Annotated in this window: 23 protein-coding genes; 16 read left to right on the forward strand and 7 right to left on the reverse strand. The window is 34.6% G+C overall.

Annotation, left to right across the window (positions count from 1 at the left end):
- Window positions 1–85: 85 nt before the first annotated feature.
- The 7 genes from atpB to EG242_RS06385 all read left to right on the forward strand — a co-directional run bounded on the left by atpB (window position 86) and on the right by EG242_RS06385 (window position 5,885).
- Window positions 86–1,252, forward strand: coding sequence for a F0F1 ATP synthase subunit A (gene atpB / locus EG242_RS06355; protein ID WP_124899064.1), 1,167 nt, complete (start codon window positions 86–88; stop codon window positions 1,250–1,252).
- Between the two features lie 56 nt (window positions 1,253–1,308).
- Complete coding sequence (locus EG242_RS06360; protein WP_091520805.1) at window positions 1,309–1,503, forward strand: ATP synthase F0 subunit C; 195 nt, start codon at window positions 1,309–1,311, stop codon at window positions 1,501–1,503.
- An 88-nt stretch (window positions 1,504–1,591) separates the two neighbouring features.
- Window positions 1,592–2,092: a F0F1 ATP synthase subunit B gene (locus EG242_RS06365; RefSeq protein ID WP_124899065.1), complete on the forward strand. Its 501-nt coding sequence runs from the start codon at window positions 1,592–1,594 to the stop codon at window positions 2,090–2,092.
- Window positions 2,093–2,101: 9 nt separating this feature from the next.
- Complete coding sequence (gene atpH, locus EG242_RS06370; protein WP_124899066.1) at window positions 2,102–2,635, forward strand: ATP synthase F1 subunit delta; 534 nt, start codon at window positions 2,102–2,104, stop codon at window positions 2,633–2,635.
- 37 nt (window positions 2,636–2,672) lie between these two features.
- Entirely contained in the window at window positions 2,673–4,247 is a 1,575-nt protein-coding gene (atpA, locus tag EG242_RS06375; protein ID WP_124899067.1) for a F0F1 ATP synthase subunit alpha, read from the forward strand.
- 88 nt (window positions 4,248–4,335) lie between these two features.
- On the forward strand, window positions 4,336–5,196 hold the full coding sequence (atpG, locus tag EG242_RS06380) for an ATP synthase F1 subunit gamma (protein WP_124899068.1): 861 nt from the start codon (window positions 4,336–4,338) through the stop codon (window positions 5,194–5,196).
- Window positions 5,197–5,252: 56 nt separating this feature from the next.
- The gene (locus tag EG242_RS06385) at window positions 5,253–5,885 is read left to right on the forward strand and encodes a hypothetical protein (protein ID WP_124899069.1); all 633 of its coding nucleotides are present in this window, start codon (window positions 5,253–5,255) and stop codon (window positions 5,883–5,885) included.
- A gap of 201 nt (window positions 5,886–6,086) precedes the next feature.
- Here the strand turns inward: EG242_RS06385 and EG242_RS06390 are convergent, their stop codons facing one another.
- The 6 genes from EG242_RS06390 to EG242_RS06415 all read right to left on the reverse strand — a co-directional run bounded on the left by EG242_RS06390 (window position 6,087) and on the right by EG242_RS06415 (window position 14,493).
- Window positions 6,087–6,797, reverse strand: a complete 711-nt coding sequence (locus tag EG242_RS06390; protein WP_124899070.1) for a LuxR C-terminal-related transcriptional regulator — start codon at window positions 6,795–6,797, stop codon at window positions 6,087–6,089.
- Window positions 6,798–6,876: 79 nt separating this feature from the next.
- Window positions 6,877–7,371, reverse strand: coding sequence for a GNAT family N-acetyltransferase (locus tag EG242_RS06395; protein ID WP_203227686.1), 495 nt, complete (start codon window positions 7,369–7,371; stop codon window positions 6,877–6,879).
- 3 nt (window positions 7,372–7,374) lie between these two features.
- Entirely contained in the window at window positions 7,375–9,597 is a 2,223-nt protein-coding gene (locus EG242_RS06400) for a cation:proton antiporter domain-containing protein (RefSeq protein WP_124899072.1), read from the reverse strand.
- 107 nt (window positions 9,598–9,704) lie between these two features.
- A complete protein-coding gene (locus tag EG242_RS06405; RefSeq protein WP_124899073.1) occupies window positions 9,705–11,084 on the reverse strand; it encodes a DUF5689 domain-containing protein in 1,380 nt (459 codons plus the stop codon).
- 10 nt (window positions 11,085–11,094) lie between these two features.
- Window positions 11,095–11,700 (reverse strand): choice-of-anchor J domain-containing protein, encoded by a 606-nt coding sequence (locus EG242_RS06410; RefSeq protein WP_124899074.1) that lies wholly within the window; start codon window positions 11,698–11,700, stop codon window positions 11,095–11,097.
- Window positions 11,701–11,712: 12 nt separating this feature from the next.
- Window positions 11,713–14,493, reverse strand: coding sequence for a carboxypeptidase-like regulatory domain-containing protein (locus EG242_RS06415; RefSeq protein WP_124899075.1), 2,781 nt, complete (start codon window positions 14,491–14,493; stop codon window positions 11,713–11,715).
- Window positions 14,494–14,630: 137 nt separating this feature from the next.
- Here EG242_RS06415 and EG242_RS06420 point away from each other — a divergent pair, with 137 nt between their 5' ends.
- Complete coding sequence (locus tag EG242_RS06420) at window positions 14,631–15,701, forward strand: endonuclease/exonuclease/phosphatase family protein (protein WP_235831882.1); 1,071 nt, start codon at window positions 14,631–14,633, stop codon at window positions 15,699–15,701.
- Between the two features lie 50 nt (window positions 15,702–15,751).
- Here EG242_RS06420 and EG242_RS06425 read toward each other — a convergent pair whose 3' ends face one another.
- Window positions 15,752–16,690 carry a T9SS type A sorting domain-containing protein gene (locus EG242_RS06425; protein ID WP_124899077.1) on the reverse strand — a complete coding sequence of 313 codons (939 nt, stop codon included), beginning with the start codon at window positions 16,688–16,690 and terminating at the stop codon, window positions 15,752–15,754.
- Between the two features lie 333 nt (window positions 16,691–17,023).
- Between EG242_RS06425 and EG242_RS06430 the strand changes: the two genes are divergently transcribed.
- From EG242_RS06430 to EG242_RS06465, 8 genes are all read left to right on the forward strand, one after another.
- The gene (locus tag EG242_RS06430; protein WP_124899078.1) at window positions 17,024–18,484 is read left to right on the forward strand and encodes a PSP1 domain-containing protein; all 1,461 of its coding nucleotides are present in this window, start codon (window positions 17,024–17,026) and stop codon (window positions 18,482–18,484) included.
- Window positions 18,468–18,959: a gliding motility lipoprotein GldH gene (locus tag EG242_RS06435; RefSeq protein ID WP_124899079.1), complete on the forward strand. Its 492-nt coding sequence runs from the start codon at window positions 18,468–18,470 to the stop codon at window positions 18,957–18,959. The genes EG242_RS06430 and EG242_RS06435 overlap by 17 nt, the downstream gene beginning before the upstream one ends.
- A 16-nt stretch (window positions 18,960–18,975) precedes the next feature.
- On the forward strand, window positions 18,976–21,318 hold the full coding sequence (locus EG242_RS06440; RefSeq protein ID WP_124899080.1) for a penicillin-binding protein 1A: 2,343 nt from the start codon (window positions 18,976–18,978) through the stop codon (window positions 21,316–21,318).
- Window positions 21,319–21,389: 71 nt separating this feature from the next.
- Window positions 21,390–22,091: a CoA transferase subunit A gene (locus EG242_RS06445; RefSeq protein ID WP_124899081.1), complete on the forward strand. Its 702-nt coding sequence runs from the start codon at window positions 21,390–21,392 to the stop codon at window positions 22,089–22,091.
- 2 nt (window positions 22,092–22,093) lie between these two features.
- Entirely contained in the window at window positions 22,094–22,750 is a 657-nt protein-coding gene (locus EG242_RS06450; protein WP_124899082.1) for a CoA transferase subunit B, read from the forward strand.
- A gap of 13 nt (window positions 22,751–22,763) precedes the next feature.
- Window positions 22,764–24,020, forward strand: a complete 1,257-nt coding sequence (locus EG242_RS06455; RefSeq protein ID WP_124899083.1) for an AI-2E family transporter — start codon at window positions 22,764–22,766, stop codon at window positions 24,018–24,020.
- Window positions 24,021–24,161: 141 nt separating this feature from the next.
- Window positions 24,162–25,331: a class I SAM-dependent rRNA methyltransferase gene (locus tag EG242_RS06460; RefSeq protein WP_124899084.1), complete on the forward strand. Its 1,170-nt coding sequence runs from the start codon at window positions 24,162–24,164 to the stop codon at window positions 25,329–25,331.
- A 171-nt stretch (window positions 25,332–25,502) separates the two neighbouring features.
- Window positions 25,503–25,982 (forward strand): lipocalin family protein, encoded by a 480-nt coding sequence (locus tag EG242_RS06465; RefSeq protein ID WP_124899085.1) that lies wholly within the window; start codon window positions 25,503–25,505, stop codon window positions 25,980–25,982.
- The last annotated feature ends 107 nt before the right edge of the window (window positions 25,983–26,089 follow it).

A 26,089-nucleotide genomic window follows, 5' to 3' on the forward strand; every position in this document is an offset into this window, starting at 1 on the left:
AAAAGTTTAAAATACTTCTGCACGGAAACGATAAATATTGTATTTTTGCACAAAATTTTTGAACCATAAAAAATTTAATCCCGGTATGGTGACTATTAAAAAATCACTTCATTTACTAACAGCGGCTTTATTTGCTTTGATGCCTTTGGTTTCAAACGCAGAAACACCGACTGTTTCAGCACATGATTCGTTGCAAGCTAGTACTACAGAAACTACTCATGTGGCTCATGATTCTCATGATACGCACGAAAAAGTTGATCCAAGTTCAAAAGAGTTTGTTAAAGCGTACACGCAACATCACTTAATGGACGACCATTATTATTCGTTTTATGGCGATGCAGAAAAACACAAACATTATGGATTTGCTTTACCAGTTATTTTAATTGATAACGGTTTAAAAGTATTCATGTCTACCGAAGATTTTGTTTACAACGGTAAAGTGATTGAAAACAGCGGGCAAAATTATAAATATTACCACGGTAAAATTTATAAAACAGATGCTGCAGGTACTATTTCTTATGATGAAGAGCACCACCCAACCAACGAAAAACCTTTCGATATTTCTATCACTAAAAATGTTGTAGGTTTATTGTTAGCTACCGTATTATTATTTTTAGGGTTTACAGCATTAGCACGTACATACAAATCATCACCAAACAACTTACCTAAAGGAATTGCACGCGCATTAGAACCATTGGTAATTTATGTACGTGATGAAATGGCTCGCCCAAACATTGGAGAAAAAAAGTATAAAAAGTACATGCCGTATTTATTATCGGTTTTCTTTTTAATCTTCTTATTAAACTTATTAGGTTTAACACCGCTTGGGTTAAACGTTACAGGAAACATATCGGTTACAGTTTGTTTAGCATTGTTTACCTTTTTATATGTAAACATTAGCGGAAACGCAGATTACTGGAAACACATTTTTTGGATGCCGGGTGTGCCGTGGCCAATGAAAATTGTTTTAGCACCAATTGAGGTTTTAGGTATGTTCACAAAACCATTCTCGTTGTTAATTCGTTTATTTGCAAACATCACTGCAGGTCACTCAGTAGTAATGGGGTTAATTGCAGTAGCGTTTGTAATGAAAGAAACCTTGTCAACGCCAGGTGCAGTAGGTGTATCGTTCTTGTTAACCTTATTCTTAACAGTGTTAGAAATATTGGTAGCATTCTTACAAGCCTTTATCTTTACAATGTTATCATCATTGTTTATTGGTTCGGCTGTAGAAGAACACGATCATCATTAATAAAAATATAAAGTAGAGTATTAAAATTTTGTTTAATTATATATAAATCATTTATCATGACAATTCCAAATTTAGTAGGTGCTGGTTTAATCGTTATCGGAGCAGGTATCGGTTTAGGTAAAATTGGTGGTTCTGCAATGGACGCTATCGCTCGTCAGCCAGAAGCTGCTGGGAAAATCCAAACTGCAATGATCATCATTGGTGCATTATTAGAAGGTTTAGCATTCGGTGCTTTAATCTTAGGAGCTTAATTACAATAAACAATATCTGTAACGGTTGGTTGCAGATATTGTTTAATTAAACAAAAAGTATTACATAAAATCATATTTTAAGATATAAATGGGAAAGTTAATCAACGATTTTAGTTTAGGTTTATTCTTTTGGATGGCAATCATCTTAGTAGTTATTATTTTCTTATTAGGAAAATTTGCTTGGAAACCTATCGTTAACGCTTTAGAAGCACGCGAAGAAGGAATTGCCGATGCTTTAGCAGCAGCAGAAAACGCAAAAAGAGAGTTAACGAACTTAAAAGCAGATAACGAAAAATTATTAGCTGAAGCACGTTTAGAGCGCGATGCAATGTTAAAAGAAGCACGCGAAATGAAAGACAAAATGATTGCTGAAGCTAAAGAAGAAGCTCAAACTGCAGGTGCACAAATGATTGCACAAGCACAGGCATCTATTCAAAGTGAGAAAAACGCGGCAATGGCTGAAATTAAAACACAAGTTTCTACATTATCAATCGATATCGCAGAAAAATTATTAAAAGGTCAGTTAGCAGACAAGCAAGCGCAAGAGCAATTGGTTGGATCATTATTAAACGATATTAAATTAAATTAATAGCACGTTATGACGGGAACAAGAGCAGCCTTAAGATACGCTAAAGCAATTCTTGACGTGTCTAACGCAAAAGGAAATGCAGAAGTGGTTGGTACAGATATGAAAACGATATCTGATGCTATTTCACAAAGCAGTGAGTTAAAGTTATTTTTAGAGAATCCGGTAATTAAAGGAGAATCTAAATTAGCTGCCTTAAACGAAATTTTTGCTTCGGCTAACGCAGATACTAAAAACTTATTTTCGGTTTTATTACAAAACAAGCGTTTAGATATTTTAGAAGCAATTACAGCACAATACGCTAAATTGTATGACGAGTTAAAAGGAGTTGAAGTTGCTTATGTAACTACAGCTACACCTTTAACACCGGCATTAGAAGCGCAGGTATTGGCAAAGGTTAAAGAGCTTTCTACAAAAGAAGTTACTATTGTAAACGAAGTAAATAAAGATATTATTGGCGGCTTTATTATTCGTTTGGGCGATATGCAGTACAATGCATCTATTGCAAACAAATTAAGTCAATTAAAAAGAGAATTTAATAATTAAAATCACACACGGTTAACGTGATAAAATAGTCAAACGCATGGCAGCAATTAATCCTGCTGAGATTTCAGCAATATTAAAGAAACAATTATCTGGTTTTACAGCAGAAGGATCTGTAGAAGAAGTTGGTACCGTTTTAACAATAGGTGATGGTATTGCACGTGTTCACGGATTGGCAAACGCACAGTATGGTGAGTTGGTTCAGTTTGAGAGCGGTTTAGAGGCAATGGTTCAAAACTTAGAAGAAGATAACGTTGGTGTTGTTTTATTTGGCCCATCTACAGGTGTAAGCGAAGGATCTATCGTAAAAAGAACAGGTCGTATCGCATCTATCAAAGTAGGTGAAGGTATGTTAGGACGTGTGGTTGATACTTTAGGTAACCCAATCGACGGTAAAGGACCTATCACAGGCGATTTATACGAAATGCCAATCGAGCGTAAAGCTCCTGGTGTTGTATTCCGTCAGCCGGTAACCGAGCCTATGCAGACAGGTATCAAAGCAATCGATGCAATGATCCCGGTTGGTCGTGGTCAACGTGAGTTGGTTATTGGTGACCGTCAAACAGGTAAAACTACTGTTTGTATCGATACCATTTTAAATCAAAAAGAATTTTACGATGCTGGTAAACCAGTATTCTGTATATATGTTGCTGTTGGGCAAAAAGCTTCTACAGTAGCAAACATTGCAAAAACATTAGAAGAAAAAGGCGCAATGGCTTATTCTGTAATTGTTGCTGCAAATGCATCAGATCCTGCTCCAATGCAGGTATATGCTCCAATGGCAGGTGCTGCAATTGGTGAGTATTTCCGTGATACAGGTCGTCCTGCATTAATCGTTTATGATGATTTATCTAAACAAGCAGTAGCTTACCGTGAAATGTCTTTAATTTTACGTCGTCCACCAGGTCGTGAGGCGTATCCTGGAGACGTTTTCTATCTTCACTCTCGTTTATTAGAGCGTGCTGCAAAAGTAATCGGTGACGATGAAATCGCAAAAAACATGAACGATTTACCAGAATCGTTAAAGCCAATCGTTAAAGGTGGTGGTTCGTTAACTGCTTTACCAATTATCGAAACTCAGGCTGGTGACGTTTCTGCATATATTCCAACAAACGTAATTTCGATTACAGACGGACAGATTTTCTTGGAGTCTGATTTATTTAACGCAGGTGTACGTCCGGCAATTAACGTAGGTATTTCGGTATCTCGTGTTGGAGGTAACGCGCAAATTAAATCAATGAAAAAAGTTGCAGGTACTTTAAAATTAGACCAAGCACAATTCCGTGAATTAGAAGCTTTCGCGAAATTTGGTTCAGATTTAGATGCAGTAACTTTAAACGTAATCGAAAAAGGTCGTCGTAACGTTGAAATCTTAAAGCAAGCGGTAAACGATCCGTATTCTGTTGAAGATCAGGTTGCAATTATCTATGCAGGTTCTAAAAACTTGTTACGTAACGTTCCTGTAGAAAAAGTAAAAGAATTCGAAAAAGAATTCTTACAAGTATTAAACTTATCGTACCGCGATACTTTAAATGCGTTAAAAGCAGGTAACTTGTCTGACGAAGCTACAGCTACATTAGAAAAAGTTGCGAAAGAAGTATCGTCTAAATACTAATAAAAGTACAGAGTAGTTAGTATTGAGAATCTAGGTTTCTAAGTTCTCAATACTACTATCTAAATTTATTTGTCTTAATTCAATTAAAATGGCAAACTTAAAAGAAATACGTAACAGAATAAACTCGGTATCATCAACCATGCAGATTACTTCTGCAATGAAGATGGTTTCTGCAGCAAAATTAAAAAAGGCGCAAGATGCTATTACAGCTATGCGTCCGTATGCAGAGAAATTAACCGAATTAATTCAGAACATAAGCTCAACATTAGAAGGTGATGCAGCAGGTGTTTACGCAGAACAACGCGAAGTAAACAAAGTTTTAGTAGTTGTAGTTACATCAAACCGTGGATTGTGTGGTGCTTTTAATGCAAACGTTATTAAAGCTACACGTACGTTAATTGATACAACGTATGCTGGTAAAAGTGTTAATGTTTTAACAATTGGTAAAAAAGGATATGACTTGGTTGGTAAAACAGAAACTGTTTTTGCAAACCGCAGTGATTTATTCGATGCTTTAACGTTTGCAAATGTTGAAGTTGTTGCGCAACAAATTATGGATGCTTTTATTGAAGGATCTTATGATAAGGTGGAGTTGGTGTACAATCAATTTAAAAATGCAGCTACACAAATTGTACAAACAGAACAGTTTTTGCCTTTAAAGCCAATTGAAACAGAATCGAACGTAACGGTAGATTATATTTATGAGCCTTCTAAAGAAGAAATCATTTTAAATTTAATACCTACATCGTTAAAAACGCAGTTGTACAAAGCAGTGTTAGATTCTAACGCAGCTGAACACGGTGCACGTATGACGGCTATGCACAAAGCAACCGATAATGCGAAAGATTTACGCGATCAGTTAAAATTAACGTATAACAAAGCTCGACAAGCTGCTATTACAAACGAGATCTTAGAGATTGTTGGTGGTGCCGAAGCATTGAATAATTAATACGTTTTTAGTTACTATATAAGAGGCATTTTGTGCCTCTTTTTTATTTTATATTTATGGTGTATCATAAAGTTTTTATTATCCTTTTCGCAATATCTATTATTAGCTGCAAGAAAAATGATGCTATTGCAAATGAAAAATTATTAGTTGAATCTATTTCTGTTAATGATTCAATCTCTGTGTCTTTTGTTAAAAAAGATTCAATTATAAATGACAGTGTTTCATTGTATTTTCAATTAGAAAAGCCTTTAAATAATCATGCAGATGTCTTTTATGATAATTTAGCATTTAAATTTTTCTTGAAGTACAATGAAACTAATGATTTTGATAAATTAATCATTATTAATGATAATAAGTCTTTTAACTATAAGAAGTCATTTTTTATAGAATTACAATCATTATTAGAATTAAAAGATGATTTTTTAGACAATAAAAAAAGATTAGACTTAGAGAATGTGTTTTTGAATAAAGAAATGAGTAAGGCTTTTTTCGGTGTATTTGAAGAGATAACTGAAAAATATCGTCAGATTGAAAAGATTGTAATTGATGGTTATGAAATTAAAGACACAAAGAATGTTAATAAAATTTTTATCGTTACTTATGTAATGTATTTTGGAGATACCGGAATGAGATATAAGTTATTCTATTCAATTGAAAGCGGAAAGATAATTAGATACGAGTATATTTAATTTTGCTAGATTAATTAAAAGGATATCCCTTGCTGGTGCGAGCGTCACGGCTCGTACCAAAAATAAAAAACAAACGAAAAAAAGACACGAGCAAGATGCTCGCGCCAGTGTTGGGGATAATAAAAAACAGTACTAATTTTAGTACACTTTTTAATACAAAAGCCTTTATTGTATGTAGATAAAGGCTTTGTTTATTTATTTTTATTCAAAATCACTGATGCTAATTTTCTTTATTAGTTCAATAAAACTATTGCTTTTTGCTTTTGTTAAGATGTTTTTTCTGTGAGTGCGAACCGTATTGGTGCTAATTTTTAATTCAAATGCAATTCTTTCGCTATTATATCCTAGCTTAATAAGATTTAAAATTTCCAGTTCTCTTTCGCTTAGATTATACGAGTTTTGTTCGTTTATATAAACGTTATTAGATTTGTCTAAAATTTTATAATCATTTTTTGGCAAAACATCAAAATCTGCAATTCTTTTATGTATAACCAATGTTTTAGTTAAGTGTCCGCTGTTGTTTACTTCAAGCGCTTGGCATTGCTGTAAAATTCTAATGTACGATCCGTTTTTTGTTTTAATTCGATATGAGTAAGAGAGTAGGTACTTAAAATGCTCATTAAACAATAGTTTATTGGTGAAGTTTAACCCTCTTTCTTCAGAAGCAAAGAAATAAGGTACATCTTCGGGATGAATCATACCTATTAAAAAATCAAGATTAAACTCGTGTGAATTGTAACCCGTTAATGTTTCAAAAGCTTTATTTACATACAAAATAGAGTTTTCGTAACAGTCGTAAATAAAAATGTAACTTGAAATTTGTTCAACCGATTCGGTTTTATTGTCAGCTTCAGATTGGGACTTTTGATTGTTCACTAAAACATTCCATTTTGTAGCTATCGTGTCTTCCATAGTTTTATTACAAGGGATTATAAGGTGTTCTAAATTACAAAATTAATTTTATAAAGAATGTTTAAATGCTCATTGATTTTTATTTTAAAACCATTTGAAAAGCATCTCTTGGTGAACCATCTGCAACATAAATAATACCGCAATACGTAAAACCATACTTTTTAAAGAAGTTCTGCATAGGCAGGTTATTGTTGTTGGTATCAACACGAATGTTGTTAATCTGCGTAAAACAATAATCAAAACAAGCTTTGGCAACTCCTTTAGCTTTTCCGTTTGATGCCAGTCTGTGAATAACGCCATAAGGTTCGTTATTAAGCCACTTTCCGTTATCAATGATGTTGTACGACGGTTCAGGATTATCGCCTTTCAAAAATGAAAAATAACCTACAATTTCGGTATCGTTCCAACAAATGTATCCAATGTTTTGATTGATGTCATTCAGAATAACATCTGCTGATGGATATCCGTTAATCCATTGTGAAAGGTTGCCGTTGGCGCGCATACTATTTCGTGCAGCATCAATAACCTGCATAATGTTGTTTAAATGTTCGGGTTTTGCAATTTCTATCGTCATAATCTATTTTGAAAATAAAGCGGTGATTTTCTTTTTATCGCCTACAAGCCATAAAATATCTCCTTTTTGTAAGGTAAATGTAGGTTGTGGATTTAAAATGCGCTCGCCATTGCGTTCAATTCCGGCAATAATACTGTTGCTGTTTTCGCGGATTTTACTTTCACGAATCGATATTCCGTTCAACGCTTCATTGGTCAATTCGAAACCTTTCAGTACAATTTCTGTATGGTAATCAACCGATCCCACCAGCGATTTATCAACAAAAAGTTCAAAATCCCTCACCTGATCGTCGGTTCCAATAACATACAAAATATCTTTCGGAAAAATCTTTTCGTCTTTATCGGGAATGTTTATTACCAGATCGCCACGTTTAATAATGGCAATGTTTACACCCAGTTCTTCACGCACTTTTAGTTCATTCAAGGTTTTACCGGCGATCAGTGATTCCTGCGGAATTTCAAAAGTAGTCATGTGTCCGTCCCAAGGCGTTAAATCGCTTTTATTTCTAATAGCTTCGGATCTTTCTCTATCATTAAAATTCTCAATAAACTGATGTTGAATCTTTCCGTACATATTCTGAATTTTCTTTGGAAACAGCACTGCAAACGAAATTAATATTGCCAATACAATTACACCTGTTAACGGATTAATCAGTTCATTTATCATTATAAAAACAATTACAATGCACAATAAAATTCTAAACAAGGCAATTAATATTAGGGGTGTAATGTTTTTATTTTCGCTTTTTAGTTTGTTTAAAGATGTTGCCGCAACTCTTTGCAATGCCAAAGCATATAAAAAAGGCAAAAATGCAACAACGGTTAAAAAAATGTACAAATAATAGGTAAATGCGCCGTTAGACAATGGAATTAAATAGGAAATGCTTACAAAAACAATTCCTGCAATAATAACCGAATGTATTACAATGTGTGATATTACTCCGGTAATGTATTTTTTCCAATGATTTGTTTTGTATATGGTTTGTGTTTCGGAAGAATAATTATCTAACCGATCTTCCCATTTTTTAGGTAGAATAATTTTTAGTTGATGATATGCTTTTAGAGAATTTTTAATGAAAAACGGCGTAGTAAAAGTTGTTATTGCCGAAACCGCCACAACAATAGGATATAAAAATCCGCTTGTTACACCTAACGTCATACCTAAGGTGGCTATAATGAACGAAAATTCGCCAATTTGAGCCAAACTCATTCCTGCCTGAACCGATTGTTTTAAAGGCTGCCCCGATACTAAAGCGCCCATTCCAGTAGCTATTGTTTTTCCAAAAATAGTAACAATGGTTATAATTACAACAGGAAAAGCATATTCTTGTAAAGTATCCAGATTGATTAACATACCGACTGATACAAAGAAAACGGCTCCGAATAGATCTTTTACAGGTTTAATTAAATGTTCAATCTGTTCTGCTTTGGTTGTTTCGGCTATGATCGATCCCATAATAAAAGCGCCCAATGCTGGTGAAAAACCTGCTGCGGTTGCCAGAATAACCATCATTAAACACAATGCCAACGAAACAATTAAAGTGGTTTCTTCGTTTAGCAAATTTTTTGTTCTTTTAAGTAGGGTAGGAATTAAAAAGATTCCTGCTAAAAACCAAAGTATTAAAAAGAACGCCAGCTTAAAGATAGATTCCATTAGTTCAACTCCTGAAAACTGTTGCGATACCGCTATGGTTGATAGTAAAACCATTAATAAAATTGCGACAATATCTTCTACAATCAATGTTCCGAAAACTACACCGGCAAATTTTTGTGTTTTTACGCCTAATTCATCAAACGCTCGTAGAATAATGGTTGTGGATGACATGGAGAGAATTGCTCCTAAAAAAATACTGTCGATAAAATTCCAACCTAAAAGTTTACCGGTTGTAAAACCAATAATAATCATGGATACAATTTGCACACCGGCAGTAATACTAGCAGAACCGCCCACTTTTACGAGTTTTTTAAAACTGAATTCCAGTCCTAAACTAAAAAGTAAAAATATCACGCCAATTTCTGCCCAGACTTCTACGTTGCCCATTTCTTGAACTGTAGGAAACAAAGGAAAATGCGGACCTGCCAAAAAACCAGCTATTAAATAACCCAAAACCAAAGGTTGTTTTATCTTTTTAAAGATTAAAACGGCAACTCCGGCGGTCATTAATATCAAACCTAAATCTGAAATCAATGGGTATAAATGATGTGAGGTTTCTACAGCTGCTGGCATAAAAGTACGCGAATATTTGTTTTAAAGATACAAAAAACCTATTATTAAAAGGAACAAAAAAAACGCCTTCGGTTTAAAGAAGGCGTTTTAGTATTTGTAATTAATTGTTATTGAATTTCTATATTATCAATGTGTAAATCGTAAGCGGCATTGTTTCCAACTTTTAACGCAAAAAGATCTCCAGCGGTAGATTTATTAAGATCAACATCGGCAATGTTTAAGGTAACCTTAACCCATTTACCGTTTGTGTTTATGGTTCCACCATAAGCATTTGTTCCGTTGCCAGCATCATTAAGGTCGGCTTTGTTTAATACAACTGCACTGCTTCCTAAATTTGTTACGTTAAAAACATCGTAACCTGTTGTAGCACGGTATATGTTGAATGATAATGATTTTGCAGCTGTTCCTTTCACCCAAAAAGTTATTTTTGTTGGTGTTGCAGGAATATTTCCATGTGCAGAAGCTAAAATTGTAAAAACATAATCGTTTGCAGTTGGTGTACCGTTAAGGTGTAACGAATTAGTACCTAAAGCACCTGTGCCAACCCCTTGAACTGCATAAGATTTTAAGCCAAAACTGTTTATTGAACTATTAAAGTTTGTCCAATTTTCAAAATCGGCTGCAGTGAATAATAAGTTTGTAGGTGCAACAGGTTCTTCGCCTTCTCCAGGTTCTTCGCCAATACGGTTTTCTGTTAGTTGAATATCATTGAACGTACGTGCCATAAATTGATAATCGCTGTTGAACTTGGTTAAAACCCCACGAATTTTTCCGCTGTTATTTGGTATTACTTGTGATGCAAATTTTGCAAATTCACTGGTTCTAAAAATCATGGTTCCGCTAGCATCTAAAATGTTGTGGTTTGTAGCGCCGCCCAACACATTCGATGCATCGTAATAAGTTTTATCAACCGCATTGTCTGCAAACTGTACTTGATCAATTTCTACTAAGGTGTTGATGTAATTGTCGTTTTTAAGATCTGCCAAAGTAATGGTTTTGGCTAATTCTGCTTCAGGAATTATTACGTTTGATGCAAATACTTTTTTGTAGAAATCTTGCGGACGCATTCTACCAACGCTTGTTTCTTCGAAAACATCGCCTAAAACAACCGATCCGTTTACAACAGAAAAGTACATATCTTTTAAATAGATATAAACTTTACGCCCCGGTGCTATATGGTTTACTATGTTGTACATATCAACAGAAATAGACAAGCCTTTGGTGCCTTCTATGTTTTGTAATGATACCGATTTGTAAAACGTTCCGCCTTCATCGGTAGATGATACGTAGGCTTCTAAAATATCGTCTTCGGTATATTGTTGCAACGTTGTATTTGCTTTAGTGTATAATTCTTCTAAAGTAATTGTTGGTGTTGCGTTATGGTATTCTATTGTGGGTGCAGTAGCGTCGTCACTGTTTGCACAACTTGTTGTTACTAATGTTGCAACCAATGCTAAGGCTGCAAATGTATATTTTAATGCTTTCATTCCTTAAAAATTAAAAAACTTTAATGTTATCAATCATATAAGCGCCTGCATTAGCATTTGCTGTTCCTCCGGTTGCCTTAAAAGCAATATGTATGTTTCCGCTGAATTGTGCTAAGTTAATTCCGCCAGAATTTACCCATTCGTAATTTTTTGAATTGGGTTGCGGTTTTTTAAATTCAAATTTAACCCAATTTGCAGCAGCAACATCGCCTGTGAAATTGTTTGATACAAATAGTTCTAAATAATTTTCTGTATCATTTATAACGTGGTGTTGTGCGCTTTGAAAGGTTAAACGCTTAGCATTGGCTTGGTCTAAATTAATTACTGGTGTAATAAACCAACCAATGTTTAATGGTTGCCCACTTTGAAAAGGGGAAAATTCATAGTAACCATTTCCTCTGTTATCTTTATTGCCAAACCATTCTTTTGTACCAACTTCTGAAAAATTAGTAAAAGGGGTTTCGTCAAAAGTACCTTCAACTACTTGTTGAAAATCTACTAAATAAATAATTTTATTATGTTGTGGTAATTCCTGTTCGTCTTCTGGTGAACAAGCTGTAAATATACTTGCGAAAGTTAAAACAGCTATTGGGAATATGTATTTTAATTTTTTCATATCACTTTAAAATTAAAAGTTCATGTATATGTTTAAGAAATAAGTTCTGCCGTATCCATAGAAATATTTAGGACCAAATGTGCGTGTTCCACTAGCGTGATCCATTAATAATTCGCGGTAATTCGCGTTACGCGCTTGTTCAAAACCGCCAGTTTTATATTCTAAGCCTAAAACGTTGTTTACCGATGCAAAGAAACCTACGGTTTTACCTTTAATTTTCCAAGATTTACCTCCTTGTACGTTTACTAAAAAGATATCGTTTAACTTTTCTTGTTTTAATAGATTGCTTGCTACGTTGGTGTCTACATCTGAAAAAGCTGCACCACCTTGACCTGGTTCTGCAAAGAAATTGTTGGTTCTTAATAACGGAGAAACATCTAAATATAAATCGGTTAAGAAGTTTGCGTTAGCACCAATCCACCAATAATTAGGATCGCGGTATTCAATTCCTAATGAGTATGCTTGTTGCGGACTACCAGCTACACGGTAATTTTTAATGTAACTTGTACCATAGTTTACCATAGGGTTTAAACCGTTTTCAACGCGGCTGTCTACATTTAAGTACACATCTGCATTGTCTGAATAGATTGCTTGCCCGTAGTTTGCGGCTGCAGTAAGTTTAATGGTTTTTGTTGCTTGGTATTCTGCACCTAATTCTACACCCATGCTTTGTCTGCTAATGTTACGTGTTACTTCCGAAACAAAGTCGCTGCTTGTATCTGCATCAATATCAATACCATCTGCATAGAAGAACGCAACTTCAGACGCGTCTTTAATTTCGTTGAAATAAGCACCTACACGACCTTTTAATTTTGGTGTACGTATAATGTAGCTAAGATCTGTTCCAAAAACTTTTTCATCGGTTAAACCGTCAACAATATTGTCGCTTATTCTTGTGTTTGAATAACTGTTGCGAATTGATGGAGCTTTTGTGTAATAACTTGCATTGAAATTAAAAATATGTTGACCTGTTACTTTATAAGTTGCCCCACCTTTTAATCCGTAGTTTTCAAACGTTAATTTTTGTCCTTTACCAAAAGATGTATCAGCGTATAAACCGTTTTTGTATAAACCTTCACGTTGATAATCTGTATAAGATACATTTTGACCTAAATAGAAATCGAATTTACCAAAGTTGAATCTAAATTGTGTAAACAAATCAACAATGTTGGCATGCATAATATAGTTGTAACCGTATTTGTCACCTTCGTAAATTTTGCGTTTTGGGTTATTTAGATCAGAATCTGCATATTCGGGTTTTAAGAATAAATCGTTATCTTGTAAATAAGCACCGCCTAATAAATCAATCATTTCCTGATAATTTTCTGAGCGTAGGTTGCGGTATGTTAAACCAGCATTAAATCCTACAACATTAGAAATTTGTGTGTTGAATAAAGTGTTTGCAGTTAATTGATTGTCTTGCATTACATCTGCGTACAAGGCATTTACAGCAAACCCTCTTTGAGCATTTTCTCTGTATAATTTTTGCCAATCAATCTGTGAATTGTTCAAAAAGTCTACACGGTTTCTTTCAGCTAAATCGTAATCAGGTGTCCAAATTGGCGTACCACTATTTGTATTGTGGTAATTTAAATGATAACTAGGTAAGTTTTTGTAATAGGTAGGATCTGGATTGTTAGCACCATTATAATCTAAACGTGTGTTAGATATTTTTCCAAATTGATACGCTACATTAGTATTTAAGCTTGATTTTTCACTAATATTCCAATAGTGGCTTAATATAAAAATTGGTTCTTCTACGTCTTTATCACGTGAATTACGTTTTTTATCGCCTTGCCAACCCCAGTATGAGTTGTATTTGTAACCCATTAAATCGATCACCTCTTGTGTGTTAGGTGAGTTTTTACCACGGCTGTTTTGTGCGTAAATTGCAGATAAGTTTAAGCTGTGGTTGTTGTTGATTTTCTTTTCAATAGCTAAGAAAAATGATTTAGCATCGTAATCTGTACCTTCAAAAAAACCTTGGTTAGCCATACGGTAAGATGCTGATGCTGCATAAGCCCAACCGTTTTTATTCATTCCAGAAGCATGGGTAAGCATAACACGTCCGTTGTAGTTTGTGTTGGTACCAGACAATGAAGCACGAGTTCCTGTTCGCATAAACGAAGCACGTGTGTTAATGGCTTGTACCCCTAAAATTCCACCAAAAGTATAATCGTTAGGCATAGAACCGTTAATAAACTCTTGGTTACGTGTAGCGTCGTTTAAGCCTCCCCAATTAGAATACTGCGGTCTTCCATCGAATATTTTATTCATAGAAATACCATTTATAAAGGTGTTTCCGTATTCGTTGTCTAAACCTCTAACTCTAAAACGTGCTTGTCCCCAATTAAAGGCTGCTGCTTGTTGAAAAGCATCACGCGATGCTTGTAATAAACCAGAAGTGGTTTCGGATCCCGAATTGTCATCACCCAAATCATTTTCGGTAAGGGTAATTAAACTCAATTGCTGTTCAGCAGTTAAATCTTCTTCAAGATAAATAGTACCTAAATCAACATCGGCTTCGGTAGTTATATCCAAAGTAAATCTTTTTTCTACATAACCTGTAAAGTTAATGTAAAGCACCTGGTTACCTAAAGTAGGATTTGCAATTTCAAATTCACCTTGATGGTTTGTGGTAGCCGATAAATTTGTGTTGGCTAAATTTGCTGTTACATTAAATAAAGGTTGCTGTGTTTTAGCATCTACAACAATTCCACGTAACGCGGTACTTTGTGCCCAAGTTGAAATGGTAATTAGTACTAAAAAGGTACTAAAGAGTAATTTTTTCATAAAAACCTAAAAATAAGTAGTTTAAAAATTTATAAGTTTACATTAAACTTAATGTGGTGCAAAGGTAGTTATTTTATAAATATTAATTAATTTTGCATTCTAGTTTGTTGAAAACTTTATAATAACATAATATGGGCATGAAATTTAACATCTTACTTTTTGCAACACTATTTGTAAATACCGTGTTTGCGCAGTCACAACAGAAATCGTATGCGGTACACACCGTAGCTTTTTACAATGTTGAAAATTTGTTTGATACCATTCGCGATGAGAAAATTTATGATGAAGAATGGACTCCGAATGGAGCACGGAATTGGGATGGAAAAAAATATCAACAAAAATTAGAAAATTTAAGTAGGGTAATTGCCGAAATTGGTACAGATGACAACCCAAATATGCCTACAATTTTAGGGATTAGCGAAATTGAAAATCGTAAGGTGTTAGAAGATTTGGTAAATATGCCGAAACTTAAAAATGCCAATTATGGAATTGTTCATTTTGATTCTCCGGACCGCCGTGGTATTGATGTGGCTCTTTTTTATCAAACCAAACATTTTAAACCAACAAGTTCTAAAAATATTCCTTTATATATTTACGATAAAACCGATGCAAAATATAAAGACAGCAACAACGGCAAAGGCAAGCGCATTTTTACCCGTGATCAATTGTTGGTTACCGGTTTGTTAGATGGCGAAGAAATGCACTTTATTGTAAACCACTGGCCGTCGCGTTCTGGTGGCGAGAAAAAAAGTAGCCCAAACCGTGAAGCTGCTGCAGCGTTAAACAAAAAAATTATCGATTCGTTGTATAACATCAACCCAAATGCAAAAGTAATAACGATGGGCGATATGAATGACGGTCCTTATAATAAATCGGTTAAAGATGTTTTAGAAGCAAAAGGTAAAAAAGATGAAGTGAAAAAAGGCGGAATTTTTAATCCTATGTATCAATTGTATAAAGAAGGTCATGGAACGCTTGCTTATCGGGACGCTTGGGATATTTTTGATCAGCTCATTTTCACAGAACCACTTTTAAGCAAAGATTATTCAAGCTATCGTTATTGGAAAGTTGGAATTTTCAACAAACCTTTTTTAATACAAAAATCAGGTCAGTATAAAGGCTATCCACTGCGAAACCAATTAAGTGGTGAGCCAGGATTTAGCGATCACTTTCCGGTTTACATTTATCTAATTAAAGAGAAAAAATAAATGAATAAAGCTGCCAAATGGCAGCTTTTTTTATGAGTGATTTCTAAAATCTATTTTATTACAATCTTCTCCGTTTTATTTCCTTTATCGGTTTGTATTACAAACAAGTACATTCCTTTACTTAAATTAGAAACATCTATCTGATTAAAGTTCTCTCTTATCGATTTGATCCATTTGCCCGAACTATCTAAAATTTGAACTGATTGTAAAGTTACACCCTCAGTTTCTTTTTGTTCAATAGAAACATATTCTATTGCAGGGTTAGGGTAAATTTTAAAATTTTCGTTTACAAATTTTTCAATATTTAATGTACATACATCACTGAAATAGAAATTAGTATAGTCATGTACACCATCCCATGTAATTGACCAATTATCATACGGAGGTAAATTGTTTGTTGCATCTAAAGGGTCGTCAACTTCAATACATATGTTGTAATCTGAACCTGCATATAAAATAATTGAAACAGCACTTGCTTGATTATTTCGTAAACTAATTCGTTCTAAATTTCTTAATTCACGAACAAAGAGGTAGTTAAATTTTGGGCTGTTGCTAAAATCTAATTCGCGTATTTCTCTGGCCGGAACATCTAACGTTGTATTATCAAGTTCTAATTCTTCTAAAGAAGTTAAAGGTGTTGCATCAAAAGAAGATAAAATAGGATTGTCTAAATATATGTTTTTTAGATTTATTAAATTTGCAAAACTTATGTTTGTGGCGCCATTCCCTACTTTAAGTATTTCTAAGTTAGCAAAATCATTAAACCCGTCTAAATCAACCCATGAAATATTATTTGGGCTTTTGTTTATAAAGTCTAATTCAGTAACTGTTAGGGCATCATTGGTTAAAATCTGTCCATTAATCAATCCGTCGCTATCATATCCCCAATGAACTAAATAATTTTCAAAATTTTGATCGGGGATAAGGGTTACTTGTGCCTTTGTTACAAAAGGTGCAAGTGTAAGTAACATTAAAATTAGCTTTTTCATAGTTATTGTGTTATTAGGTCGTAGAGTTTTAATTAATTTAGATGTTATAATATAAAAAACATATTTTAACTTAAAATGTAATTTATATATTCTGTTTTGATGATGTTTTATGTGAAATTAGCTTGTTATTTTGTAAATATAGTTAAAACAGTAATAGTTTTGTAAATTTGAACTTATAAAAAATAATAAAGGACATTCTTTTTATTTTTACTTATCTTAGATTTTCGTAAAATATTATAAAACGTTAACGCGTTATTATGCACAATGAAAATATAGTATCTTTACACAAATTTTTTATTAATTAATATTCACAACGCAGGTTGTTTAATATATATGGCATGTACAAATTGTTCTACTAAAACAAACGATTCAGGCATTCCAAAAGGTTGTGGCAGCAAAGGTTCTTGTGGAACTGATAGCTGTAATAAATTAAGTGTATTCGATTGGTTATCAAATATGCACTACCCTTCTGGTTTTGAACCTTTTGATATAGTTGAAGTTCGTTTTAAAAACGGCAGAAAAGACTTTTATAAAAATATAGATAAATTGTCCCTACAAATGGGCGATGTGGTAGCAACCGAGGCAAGTCCTGGGCATGATATCGGAGTAGTAACCTTAGCCGGCGAATTGGTTAAGGTACAAATGAAAAAAAAGAAGGTAGATCCGTATGGCAATTCCCTAAAAATATACCGTAAAGCAACACAGAAAGACATTGATATTTGGAGCGATGCCCGCAAGCGCGAAGAACCAATGAAAGTTCGTGCTCGTGAAATTGCTATTGAATTAAAACTAGAAATGAAAATTTCTGATATTGAATTTCAAGGCGATGCCTCTAAAGCAACTTTTTATTATACCGCAAATGATCGTGTAGATTTTCGTCAGCTGATTAAAGAATTTGCACGTACTTTTAATACGCGTATCGAAATGAAACAAGTAGGCTTCCGTCAAGAAGCTGCTCGTTTGGGCGGTATCGGATCGTGTGGACGCGAATTATGTTGTTCTACATGGCTTACCGATTTTAGAAGTGTAAATACGGCAGCAGCTCGTTATCAGCAATTATCATTGAATCCGCAAAAATTGGCAGGGCAGTGTGGTAAGCTAAAATGTTGTCTTAATTATGAATTAGATACGTATTTAGATGCCTTAAAAGGTATGCCAGACAGCGAAACCAAATTGCAAACCAAAAATGGTGACGCTTATTGCCAAAAAATTGATATTTTTAAACAAGTTATGTGGTTTGCCTTTCCATCAAATGGTGCAAATTGGTATAAAATTGAAGTGCCGCAGGTTAAAGAAATTTTGGCATTAAACAAACAAGGGCAACTTGTAGATAATATTGAAGATTATGTTGCAGAAGAAGAAAACAATGCTTCTGTACAAAGCGTAGTGACTGAAGACAGTTTGTCTAGATTTGATGAGCCTAAACGTAAAAAACGTGTGCCACGTAACAAGAAAAAACCTGTAGGTAATACGGTAGAAAAAGTAGCAACAACTACAACTGATGTGAAAAAAGCGCCACGTTCAACAAACGAAAACGCTTCAAAACATCCGCACTCGCAGCAAGCAAGACCTCAAAACCGTACACCAAGAAACAATCAGCCAAAGGTTCAGAATAACCCAAACAATCAAAATAATCAGACCGAAAAGCCAAAACCAGCTGTTCAAAATAACGCACCAGCAAAATCAAACGAAGAAGGTGCTGCTAAAAATCATCCGCGTAAAAAGAATTTTAAGCGACCAAATAAAAATAACGGAAACACACCAAACAACAAACCAAATGATAACAAACAATAAAAGAAATTTCTTTAAAGTTGTTACCTTATCAACAATATTCGCGTTTACCGCTTGTACAACTAACGATTTTTTTAACGAATACAAATCGCTGTCCGATGGATGGAAAAAAAGTGAACCAGCCATTTTTAGCTTTGAATCTTTAGATACAATAAGTAAACACAATGCGTATATTAATGTGCGAACTAAAAATAATTATCCTTACAGCAACTTGTTTTTAATTGTGAAAATGCATCCGCCAGAAGGTTCTGCCACGGTAGATACCCTACAATACCAAATGGCAAATGCAGACGGTAGCATGTTAGGCACAGGCTTTACAGACGTAAAAGAACACAAGCTTTTTTGGCGCAAAAATATAAGGTTTATTAAACAAGGTGTTTACAAGATTGAAGTGGAGCATGCCATACGAAAAGTAAACGAAGTTAAGGGCGATGCTGTTTTAGAAGGAATCACCGAAATTGGTTTACAAGTACAATAATTATTCATAAGAAGTTATGGAAAAAATAGAACATTCTAAAAAGAAAGAGCTATCTACAAACAGAAAATTTCTACGTTTATTCTGGAAGTTATTTGGGGCGGGTATAGCATTTGTAATACTAATTTTTGCCTTTGCCAATTGGGGTATTTTTGGGGCAATGCCAAGTTTTGATGAATTAGAAAATCCAGAATCAAGCGTTGCAACAGAAATTATATCTGCAGACGGGAAAACATTAGGTAAATTTTATCTAGAAAACCGTATTCCGGTAAAATACGATGAATTACCGCAACATTTGGTCGATGCGTTGATTGCTACCGAAGACGAACGCTTTCGTTCCCATTCAGGTATCGATGCCCGTGGAACCATGCGTGCTATTTTTACTGCTGGTTCAAGCGGTGGTGCAAGTACCATAAGCCAACAGCTTGCTAAAAATCTTTTTCACGGTAGTTCAGGATCAAGTAACAAACTTTTTCGCGTTATTCAAAAGGTGAAAGAATGGATTATTGCCGTAAAATTAGAACGGCAGTACACCAAAAACGAAATTATAGCTTATTACTTAAATACGGTAGATTTTGTTAGTAACGCGTATGGAATTCGTTCAGCGGCTAACATCTATTTTAATAAAGAGCCTAAAAAACTAACGGTTGAAGAATCTGCGGTTTTAATAGGTATGTTACAAGCGCCATCGCGATACAATCCACGATTTAATCCAGAACGATCGCAAAATCGTAGAAATATTGTTTTGGCACAAATGGCTAAAAATAAAAAAATTACCGAAGCAGAAAAGGTGAAATATCAAGCCAAACCATTAAAAATTAATTATACGCCTGAAACACATACAAAAGGATACGCAACCTATTTTAGAGAATATTTACGTGATTATATGCGTAAATGGGTGAAGGAAAATCCTAAAAAAGACGGGTCTACGTATGATATTTACCGCGATGGTTTACGTATTTATACTACCATCGATTCACGTATGCAAGAATATGCCGAAGAAGCCGTAGAAATGCATTTGGCCAACTTGCAAAAAGAGTTCTTTAAACAGCAAAAAGGCAATAAAAATGCTCCGTTTATTCAGATCAATCAAGACGAAACGAATAAAATTATTAACAGGGCAATGCGTAATTCTGAGCGTTGGCGACAAATGAGTGCACAAGGAAAAGAAGAAGAAGATATTATTAAATCGTTCGATGTTAAAACCAAAATGGCAATCTTTACATGGAAAGGTGAAAAAGATACGCTAATGACACCACGCGATTCTATTGTTTACTACAAACATTTCTTGCAATCGGGTATGATGTCTATGGAACCTGTTACAGGTAATGTAAAAGCTTGGGTTGGGGGTATTGATTATAAACATTTTCAGTACGATCACGTAGCCCAAGGAGCACGTCAGGTAGGATCTACCTTTAAGCCGTTTGTTTATGCAACAGCAATAGATCAATTAGGAATGAGTCCTTGCGATTATATTTACGACGGACCTTTTACCATGCCGAAAGGACGCTATGGAATACAACAACCATGGTCGCCTAAAAATTCCGGAGGTAAATATTATGGATCTGTAACAATGAAATATGCTTTGGCACAATCTTTAAATACCGTAACGGCTCGTTTAATGGATCGTGTTGGTCCAAAAGCGGTTATAGATTTATGTAGAGATTTAGGTGTAAAATCAGACATACCCGCTTCACCAGCAATTGGGTTGGGAGCTGTAGAAATTACGGTTAGCGATATGGTTGCAGCATACAGCACCTTTGCAAATCAGGGTGTTTACGTAAAGCCACGATTTGTAAATAAAATTACCGACAAAAACGGAGTGGTATTGTTTGAATCACGAGCAGAAACCCGCGACGTTATGAATAAAGACATTGCCTATGCTATTGTAAAACTTTTAGAAGGTGTTACAGAAGGTGGATCGGGTGGTCGTTTACGTTATACCGGTTCAGGTGGTGCAGGTTATCATACCATGACCGGTTATCCGTACGCATTTAAAAATCCTATTGCAGGAAAAACAGGAACAACTCAAAACAATTCAGATGGATGGTTTATTGGTATGGTTCCAAATTTAGTGACTGGTATTTGGGTGGGTAACGAAGATCGTGCCGCACATTTTAAATCAACAGTTTACGGACAAGGAGCAACAATGGCATTGCCTATTTGGGGTATCTTTATGAAAAAATGTTATGGCGATAAAACACTGTATGTTTCTGATGAAGATTTTGAACGCCCAGCTAACATTAGTGTTTTGGTTGATTGTTGGAAACGTGTGGCAAATGATTCTTTAATTGACGGAAGTCAGAAAAGAGATAGTTTGGCAGCACCAACCGAAAGCGTACCTACAGAATTTAACTTTTAATATTTAAAACGACTTCTTATTTTGAAGTCGTTTTTTTTTATATTTTTATACTCTTAACAATCTAAATAATTATGATTAATAAAAAGGTTGCAAATGCGCAAGAAGCATTACACGATGTGCAAGATAATCAAACCATTATGGTGGGCGGATTTGGATTAAGCGGAATTCCCGAAAATTCAATTGCAGAATTGGTTCGTAAAAATGTTACGGGCTTAACCTGTATTTCTAATAATGCGGGTGTCGATGATTTTGGTTTGGGATTATTACTGCAAAAGCGTCAAATTAAAAAAATGATTGCTTCGTATGTAGGTGAAAATGCCGAGTTTGAACGCCAAATGTTAAGTGGCGAATTAGATGTTGAATTAACACCACAAGGAACATTGGCAGAAAAATGTCGTGCTGCACAAGCAGGTATTCCTGCATTCTTTACACCTGCTGGTTACGGAACCGAAGTTGCCGAAGGTAAAGAAACACGTGAGTTCAACGGAAAAATGTATGTAATGGAAGAAGCTTACAAAGCCGATTTTGCTATTGTAAAAGCATGGAAAGGTGACGAAGCAGGAAACTTGGTTTTTAAAGGAACAACACGTAGTTTTAATGCGGTTATGGCTGGTGCAGGTAAAATTACTATTGCCGAAGTTGAAGAACTGGTGCCACTTGGCGCGTTAGATCCTAACCAGATTCATATTCCGGGAATTTACGTAAAACGCATTTTCCAAGGAGAAAAGTATGAAAAAAGAATTGAACAAAGAACGGTACGCAAAAGAGATTAATTATGGCATTAGATAAAGTAGGTATTGCAAAACGCATTGCCAAAGAATTACAAGAAGGATTTTATGTAAACTTAGGAATTGGGATTCCAACATTGGTTGCAAACTATATTCCCGAAGGAATGAACGTAGAATTTCAGTCAGAAAACGGCGTTTTAGGCATGGGACCTTTCCCTTTTGAAGGTGATGAAGATGCGGATCTAATCAACGCAGGAAAACAAACCATAACCACATTGCCAGGCGCATCATTCTTTGATTCGGCTATGAGTTTTGGAATGATTCGTTCACAGCATGTAGATTTAACTATTTTAGGCGCTATGGAAGTTTCTGAAAACGGAGACATTGCCAACTGGAAAATTCCAGGAAAAATGGTAAAAGGTATGGGCGGCGCTATGGATTTGGTAGCATCGGCAGAAAATATCATTGTTGCCATGATGCACGTAAACAAAGCAGGCGAATCTAAAATATTAAAAAAGTGTACCTTGCCTTTAACAGGCGTGGGTTGTGTTAAAAAAGTTGTGACCGAATTAGCTTTAATGGAGGTAACACCAAAAGGGTTTAAATTGTTAGAACGCGCTCCGGGAGTATCTGTAGAAGATATTATAAAAGCTACCGAAGCTGAATTGATTATAGAAGGAACAATTCCTGAAATGAGTATTTAAAAAAAATCAGGCTATGCAAAACGAATATTCAGAGAATAAAAAAAAAACAGCTGTTATTGATCCAGCCGAACAACAAAAAAAGGTTCCGTTCGTAGTGCGTTTGGCTTGTGTATTAATAAGCTTAATAGCAGTTTTTTACATTTGTATTGCCGGCAAATCTGTTCTGGTGCCATTGGTTATTGGCTTTTTAGTGTCTATGTTGCTGTTACCGCTGTCTAACTTTCAGGAAAAAAAACTGAAATTTCCGCGTATATTGTCTTCATTGTTATCTGCAATAATGTTCTCTCTAGCGGTGCTTGCCGTATTTTATTTCATTGGAACACAAATGGCACGATTTACAGAAGATCTACCAGAATTTCAGCAACAAATCGAAAAATTGGTTCACGAAGCACAAGTTTTTGTGTATGATAAATTTGGCGTTTCTGAAGAAGAACAAATCAATTATATCGAAAAAAATGCCGAAGATTTTCTAAAGCGTGGTTCAGGTGTGCTGGGAACTGCAGTTACATCATTAACTTCCATGCTTGCATCATCAATGTTCACTTTTTTAGGAATATTTTTCTTTTTACTGTACCGCAGTCATTTGGTGAAATTTTTAATCTGGTGTTTCCCTCCAAAAGATCAAACCAAAGTAAAAGAAGTAATTGTTGAAATTCAAAGCATCATAAAACAGTATATTTTTGGTTTAATGATTCAAGTAGTTGCAGTTTCGGGCTTAATGTTCATCGCATATTCAATCATTGGTATTAGGTATGCATTGCTGTTTGCTGTGCTGTGCGGTGTTTTAAATTTAATACCTTACATTGGTGTTTTTATAGCTACCCTTTTGGCAGCTATTGTAACATTAGCAACAGGTGAGCCTATACAGGCACTTTGGGTAATTGTTGCAGTTGTGGTTGTAAATTCAATCGATGGAAACATCATTACACCAAAAATCATTGGTTCTAAAGTAGCATTGAACTCGTTTGTAGTATTGTTTGGTATTGTGATTGCTGAATCTATCTGGGGAATTGCCGGTATGTTTTTAGCGATTCCTGTTTTAGCGATATTCAAAATTATTTTCGATAATGTGGAAGGAATGCGACCGTATGGATTTGTTCTTGGGGAAGATAATGCGCCCACACCTTTGTTCGAAAAATATTACGATCGATACATTTATCGTAGAAAGCCTAAAGATGAAGAATTGCCTAAGGTTTTACAAACCGAAGAGCAAAATCATCAGGAGAATGAACAAGAAACTCCAAAAGAAGATTCTAAAGAAACAGAATAATTTATAATACAAAAAATCTATCGTTACGGTAGATTTTTTGTATTTAAGCTAATGTTATATATAAAAATGTTTTAAAAAATTAAAGTACCTAGTCTATAAATTCTTTTTTCGTATTGTTTTACTTTTGTAAAAAATTATTAAATGGATTTTGCAAAAGTTATATTAAAACAAGGAAAAGAAAAATCAATTTTACGTAAACACCCATGGGTCTTCAGTGGAGCGGTTTACGGGGTATCAGATGAATTAGAAGACGGACAAATGGTTGATCTAACTAATTATGACGGCAACCATTTAGCAACTGGATTTTACAGCAATAAAGGAAGCATTGTTGTGCGTATTTTAACTTTTAATAACGAAGTTTTTAATGATGATTTCTGGGAAAACAGATTAAAAGCAGCATGGGATTTACGTTTAAAGCTTTTTAATATCGAAGAAACAAATGCTTTTAGATTGATTCATGGCGAAGGCGACGAAATTCCGGGTTTAATTATTGATTATTACAACAAAAACTTTGTAATTCAGGCGCACTCAACAGGTATTTATTTAAGCATGAAGAAAATTTCCGAAGCCATACAAAAGTGCTTTCCTGATTATTGCGAAACCATTTATTGCAAAAGCGCAAATACACTTCCAAATACCGGAACCGATTTTCATTTATTCGGAAAAGCAACCGAAACAGTGGCAAAAGAAAACAACATTCAGTTTCATGTAAATTGGGTAGAAGGACAAAAAACCGGTTTCTTTTTAGATCAGCGTGAAAACAGAAAGTTGCTAGAAAGATATTCCAGCGAAAAAAAAGTATTGAACACATTTTGCTACACCGGCGGTTTTTCTATTTATGCCATGAATGCTGGTGCAAATTTGGTTACATCTGTTGATATATCAGAAAAAGCGGTGAAACTGGCTGATCAAAATATGGAATTAAACTTTCCGGGAAGCAATCATCAGGCAGTAGCATCAGATGTTTTTGAATTTCTAAAAGAAAATAAAAACCAATACGAAGTTATTGTTTTAGATCCGCCAGCATTTGCCAAAAACATAAAAAGCAAACACACCGCAACACAAGCATATAAGCGTTTGAACGTTGCCGGATTAAAAAACATTACAAAAGGCGGTTTTCTGTTTACTTTTTCTTGCTCGCAGGTTATAGATGAGGTGCTTTTTTACAATACCGTAGCAGCAGCAGCAATAGAATCGGGCAGAAAAGTACGTGTGCTGCACAAGCTTTCGCAAGGTCCGGACCATCCGGTGAACATGTTTCACCCCGAAGGATCTTATTTAAAAGGTTTGGTTTTATATGTAGAAGAATAATCTATCGGAAAATAAAATTTTTTAACTCGCACGAATTTAGTTTTGCTGCGAGTTTTGTTTTTTTTATGTAGAACAAGTTCGGTTTATTCGCGGTAAAAAGTTCTACAAATACTTTTTCAAAATCATCCTAATTTTGTACTGTTTACTATTTAGAATAAAATTTTTAAAATTATGAAAAAGATATTTTCAACGTTGGCATTAAGTGCTATTGCGGTTACAGCTGTATCGTGTTCAGATGACGATAAGCCGGCACCAACAGAACAAAAACAGTTACTAGGTAAATGGAATTACATAGAAGAATTAGCGTTAGATGTAAATGGTAATATGGTTTCTACTGATAGTGGGGAAAATGGTGTTTGTCCATTAGATATCTACGACTTTTTAAGTAACGGATCTTTGCAGCACACGGATTACGATTATAGTACAAACTCAAATGCTTGTAGCAACCAAATTTTAAGTGGTACTTGGAGTATCAATGCAAACACGTTTACCCTTAAAAATGAATTTACCGGAGAAGAAGGTGAAGCTTTCGAGATTAAAAAATTGAATAATGATTCTTTCGAAATTCAGCAAACTCTATCAAGAGAAGATGCGGGAAATTACGAATTAAATGTAGTTTCATTAAAGTACATATTTAAAAAAGTTAAATAACACTTATTACACATTCGGGCTTGGGTTTTTACTTAAGCCCGAATTATTTTTAAGCATTTTTAGATTTTTACATTATTAAAGTCTTTTAATTAAGCAGACAAATGGTT

It is taken from the genome of Paenimyroides viscosum (assembly GCF_003858535.1).
In the GTDB taxonomy this organism is placed as follows: Bacteria; Bacteroidota; Bacteroidia; order Flavobacteriales; family Flavobacteriaceae; genus Flavobacterium; species Flavobacterium viscosum.

Excerpts from the sequence above, each read along its gene's own strand:
- atpB (WP_124899064.1), top strand. The coding sequence starts at position 86 with ATGGTGACTATTAAAAAATCACTTCATTTACTAACAGCGGCTTTATTT.
- EG242_RS06360 (WP_091520805.1), top strand. The coding sequence starts at position 1,309 with ATGACAATTCCAAATTTAGTAGGTGCTGGTTTAATCGTTATCGGAGCA.
- EG242_RS06365 (WP_124899065.1), top strand. The coding sequence starts at position 1,592 with ATGGGAAAGTTAATCAACGATTTTAGTTTAGGTTTATTCTTTTGGATG.
- atpH (WP_124899066.1), top strand. The coding sequence starts at position 2,102 with ATGACGGGAACAAGAGCAGCCTTAAGATACGCTAAAGCAATTCTTGAC.
- atpA (WP_124899067.1), top strand. The coding sequence starts at position 2,673 with ATGGCAGCAATTAATCCTGCTGAGATTTCAGCAATATTAAAGAAACAA.
- atpG (WP_124899068.1), top strand. The coding sequence starts at position 4,336 with ATGGCAAACTTAAAAGAAATACGTAACAGAATAAACTCGGTATCATCA.
- EG242_RS06385 (WP_124899069.1), top strand. The coding sequence starts at position 5,253 with ATGGTGTATCATAAAGTTTTTATTATCCTTTTCGCAATATCTATTATT.
- EG242_RS06390 (WP_124899070.1), bottom strand. The coding sequence starts at position 6,797 with ATGGAAGACACGATAGCTACAAAATGGAATGTTTTAGTGAACAATCAA.
- EG242_RS06395 (WP_203227686.1), bottom strand. The coding sequence starts at position 7,371 with ATGACGATAGAAATTGCAAAACCCGAACATTTAAACAACATTATGCAG.
- EG242_RS06400 (WP_124899072.1), bottom strand. The coding sequence starts at position 9,597 with ATGCCAGCAGCTGTAGAAACCTCACATCATTTATACCCATTGATTTCA.
- EG242_RS06405 (WP_124899073.1), bottom strand. The coding sequence starts at position 11,084 with ATGAAAGCATTAAAATATACATTTGCAGCCTTAGCATTGGTTGCAACA.
- EG242_RS06410 (WP_124899074.1), bottom strand. The coding sequence starts at position 11,700 with ATGAAAAAATTAAAATACATATTCCCAATAGCTGTTTTAACTTTCGCA.
- EG242_RS06415 (WP_124899075.1), bottom strand. The coding sequence starts at position 14,493 with ATGAAAAAATTACTCTTTAGTACCTTTTTAGTACTAATTACCATTTCA.
- EG242_RS06420 (WP_235831882.1), top strand. The coding sequence starts at position 14,631 with ATGAAATTTAACATCTTACTTTTTGCAACACTATTTGTAAATACCGTG.
- EG242_RS06425 (WP_124899077.1), bottom strand. The coding sequence starts at position 16,690 with ATGAAAAAGCTAATTTTAATGTTACTTACACTTGCACCTTTTGTAACA.
- EG242_RS06430 (WP_124899078.1), top strand. The coding sequence starts at position 17,024 with ATGGCATGTACAAATTGTTCTACTAAAACAAACGATTCAGGCATTCCA.
- EG242_RS06435 (WP_124899079.1), top strand. The coding sequence starts at position 18,468 with ATGATAACAAACAATAAAAGAAATTTCTTTAAAGTTGTTACCTTATCA.
- EG242_RS06440 (WP_124899080.1), top strand. The coding sequence starts at position 18,976 with ATGGAAAAAATAGAACATTCTAAAAAGAAAGAGCTATCTACAAACAGA.
- EG242_RS06445 (WP_124899081.1), top strand. The coding sequence starts at position 21,390 with ATGATTAATAAAAAGGTTGCAAATGCGCAAGAAGCATTACACGATGTG.
- EG242_RS06450 (WP_124899082.1), top strand. The coding sequence starts at position 22,094 with ATGGCATTAGATAAAGTAGGTATTGCAAAACGCATTGCCAAAGAATTA.
- EG242_RS06455 (WP_124899083.1), top strand. The coding sequence starts at position 22,764 with ATGCAAAACGAATATTCAGAGAATAAAAAAAAAACAGCTGTTATTGAT.
- EG242_RS06460 (WP_124899084.1), top strand. The coding sequence starts at position 24,162 with ATGGATTTTGCAAAAGTTATATTAAAACAAGGAAAAGAAAAATCAATT.
- EG242_RS06465 (WP_124899085.1), top strand. The coding sequence starts at position 25,503 with ATGAAAAAGATATTTTCAACGTTGGCATTAAGTGCTATTGCGGTTACA.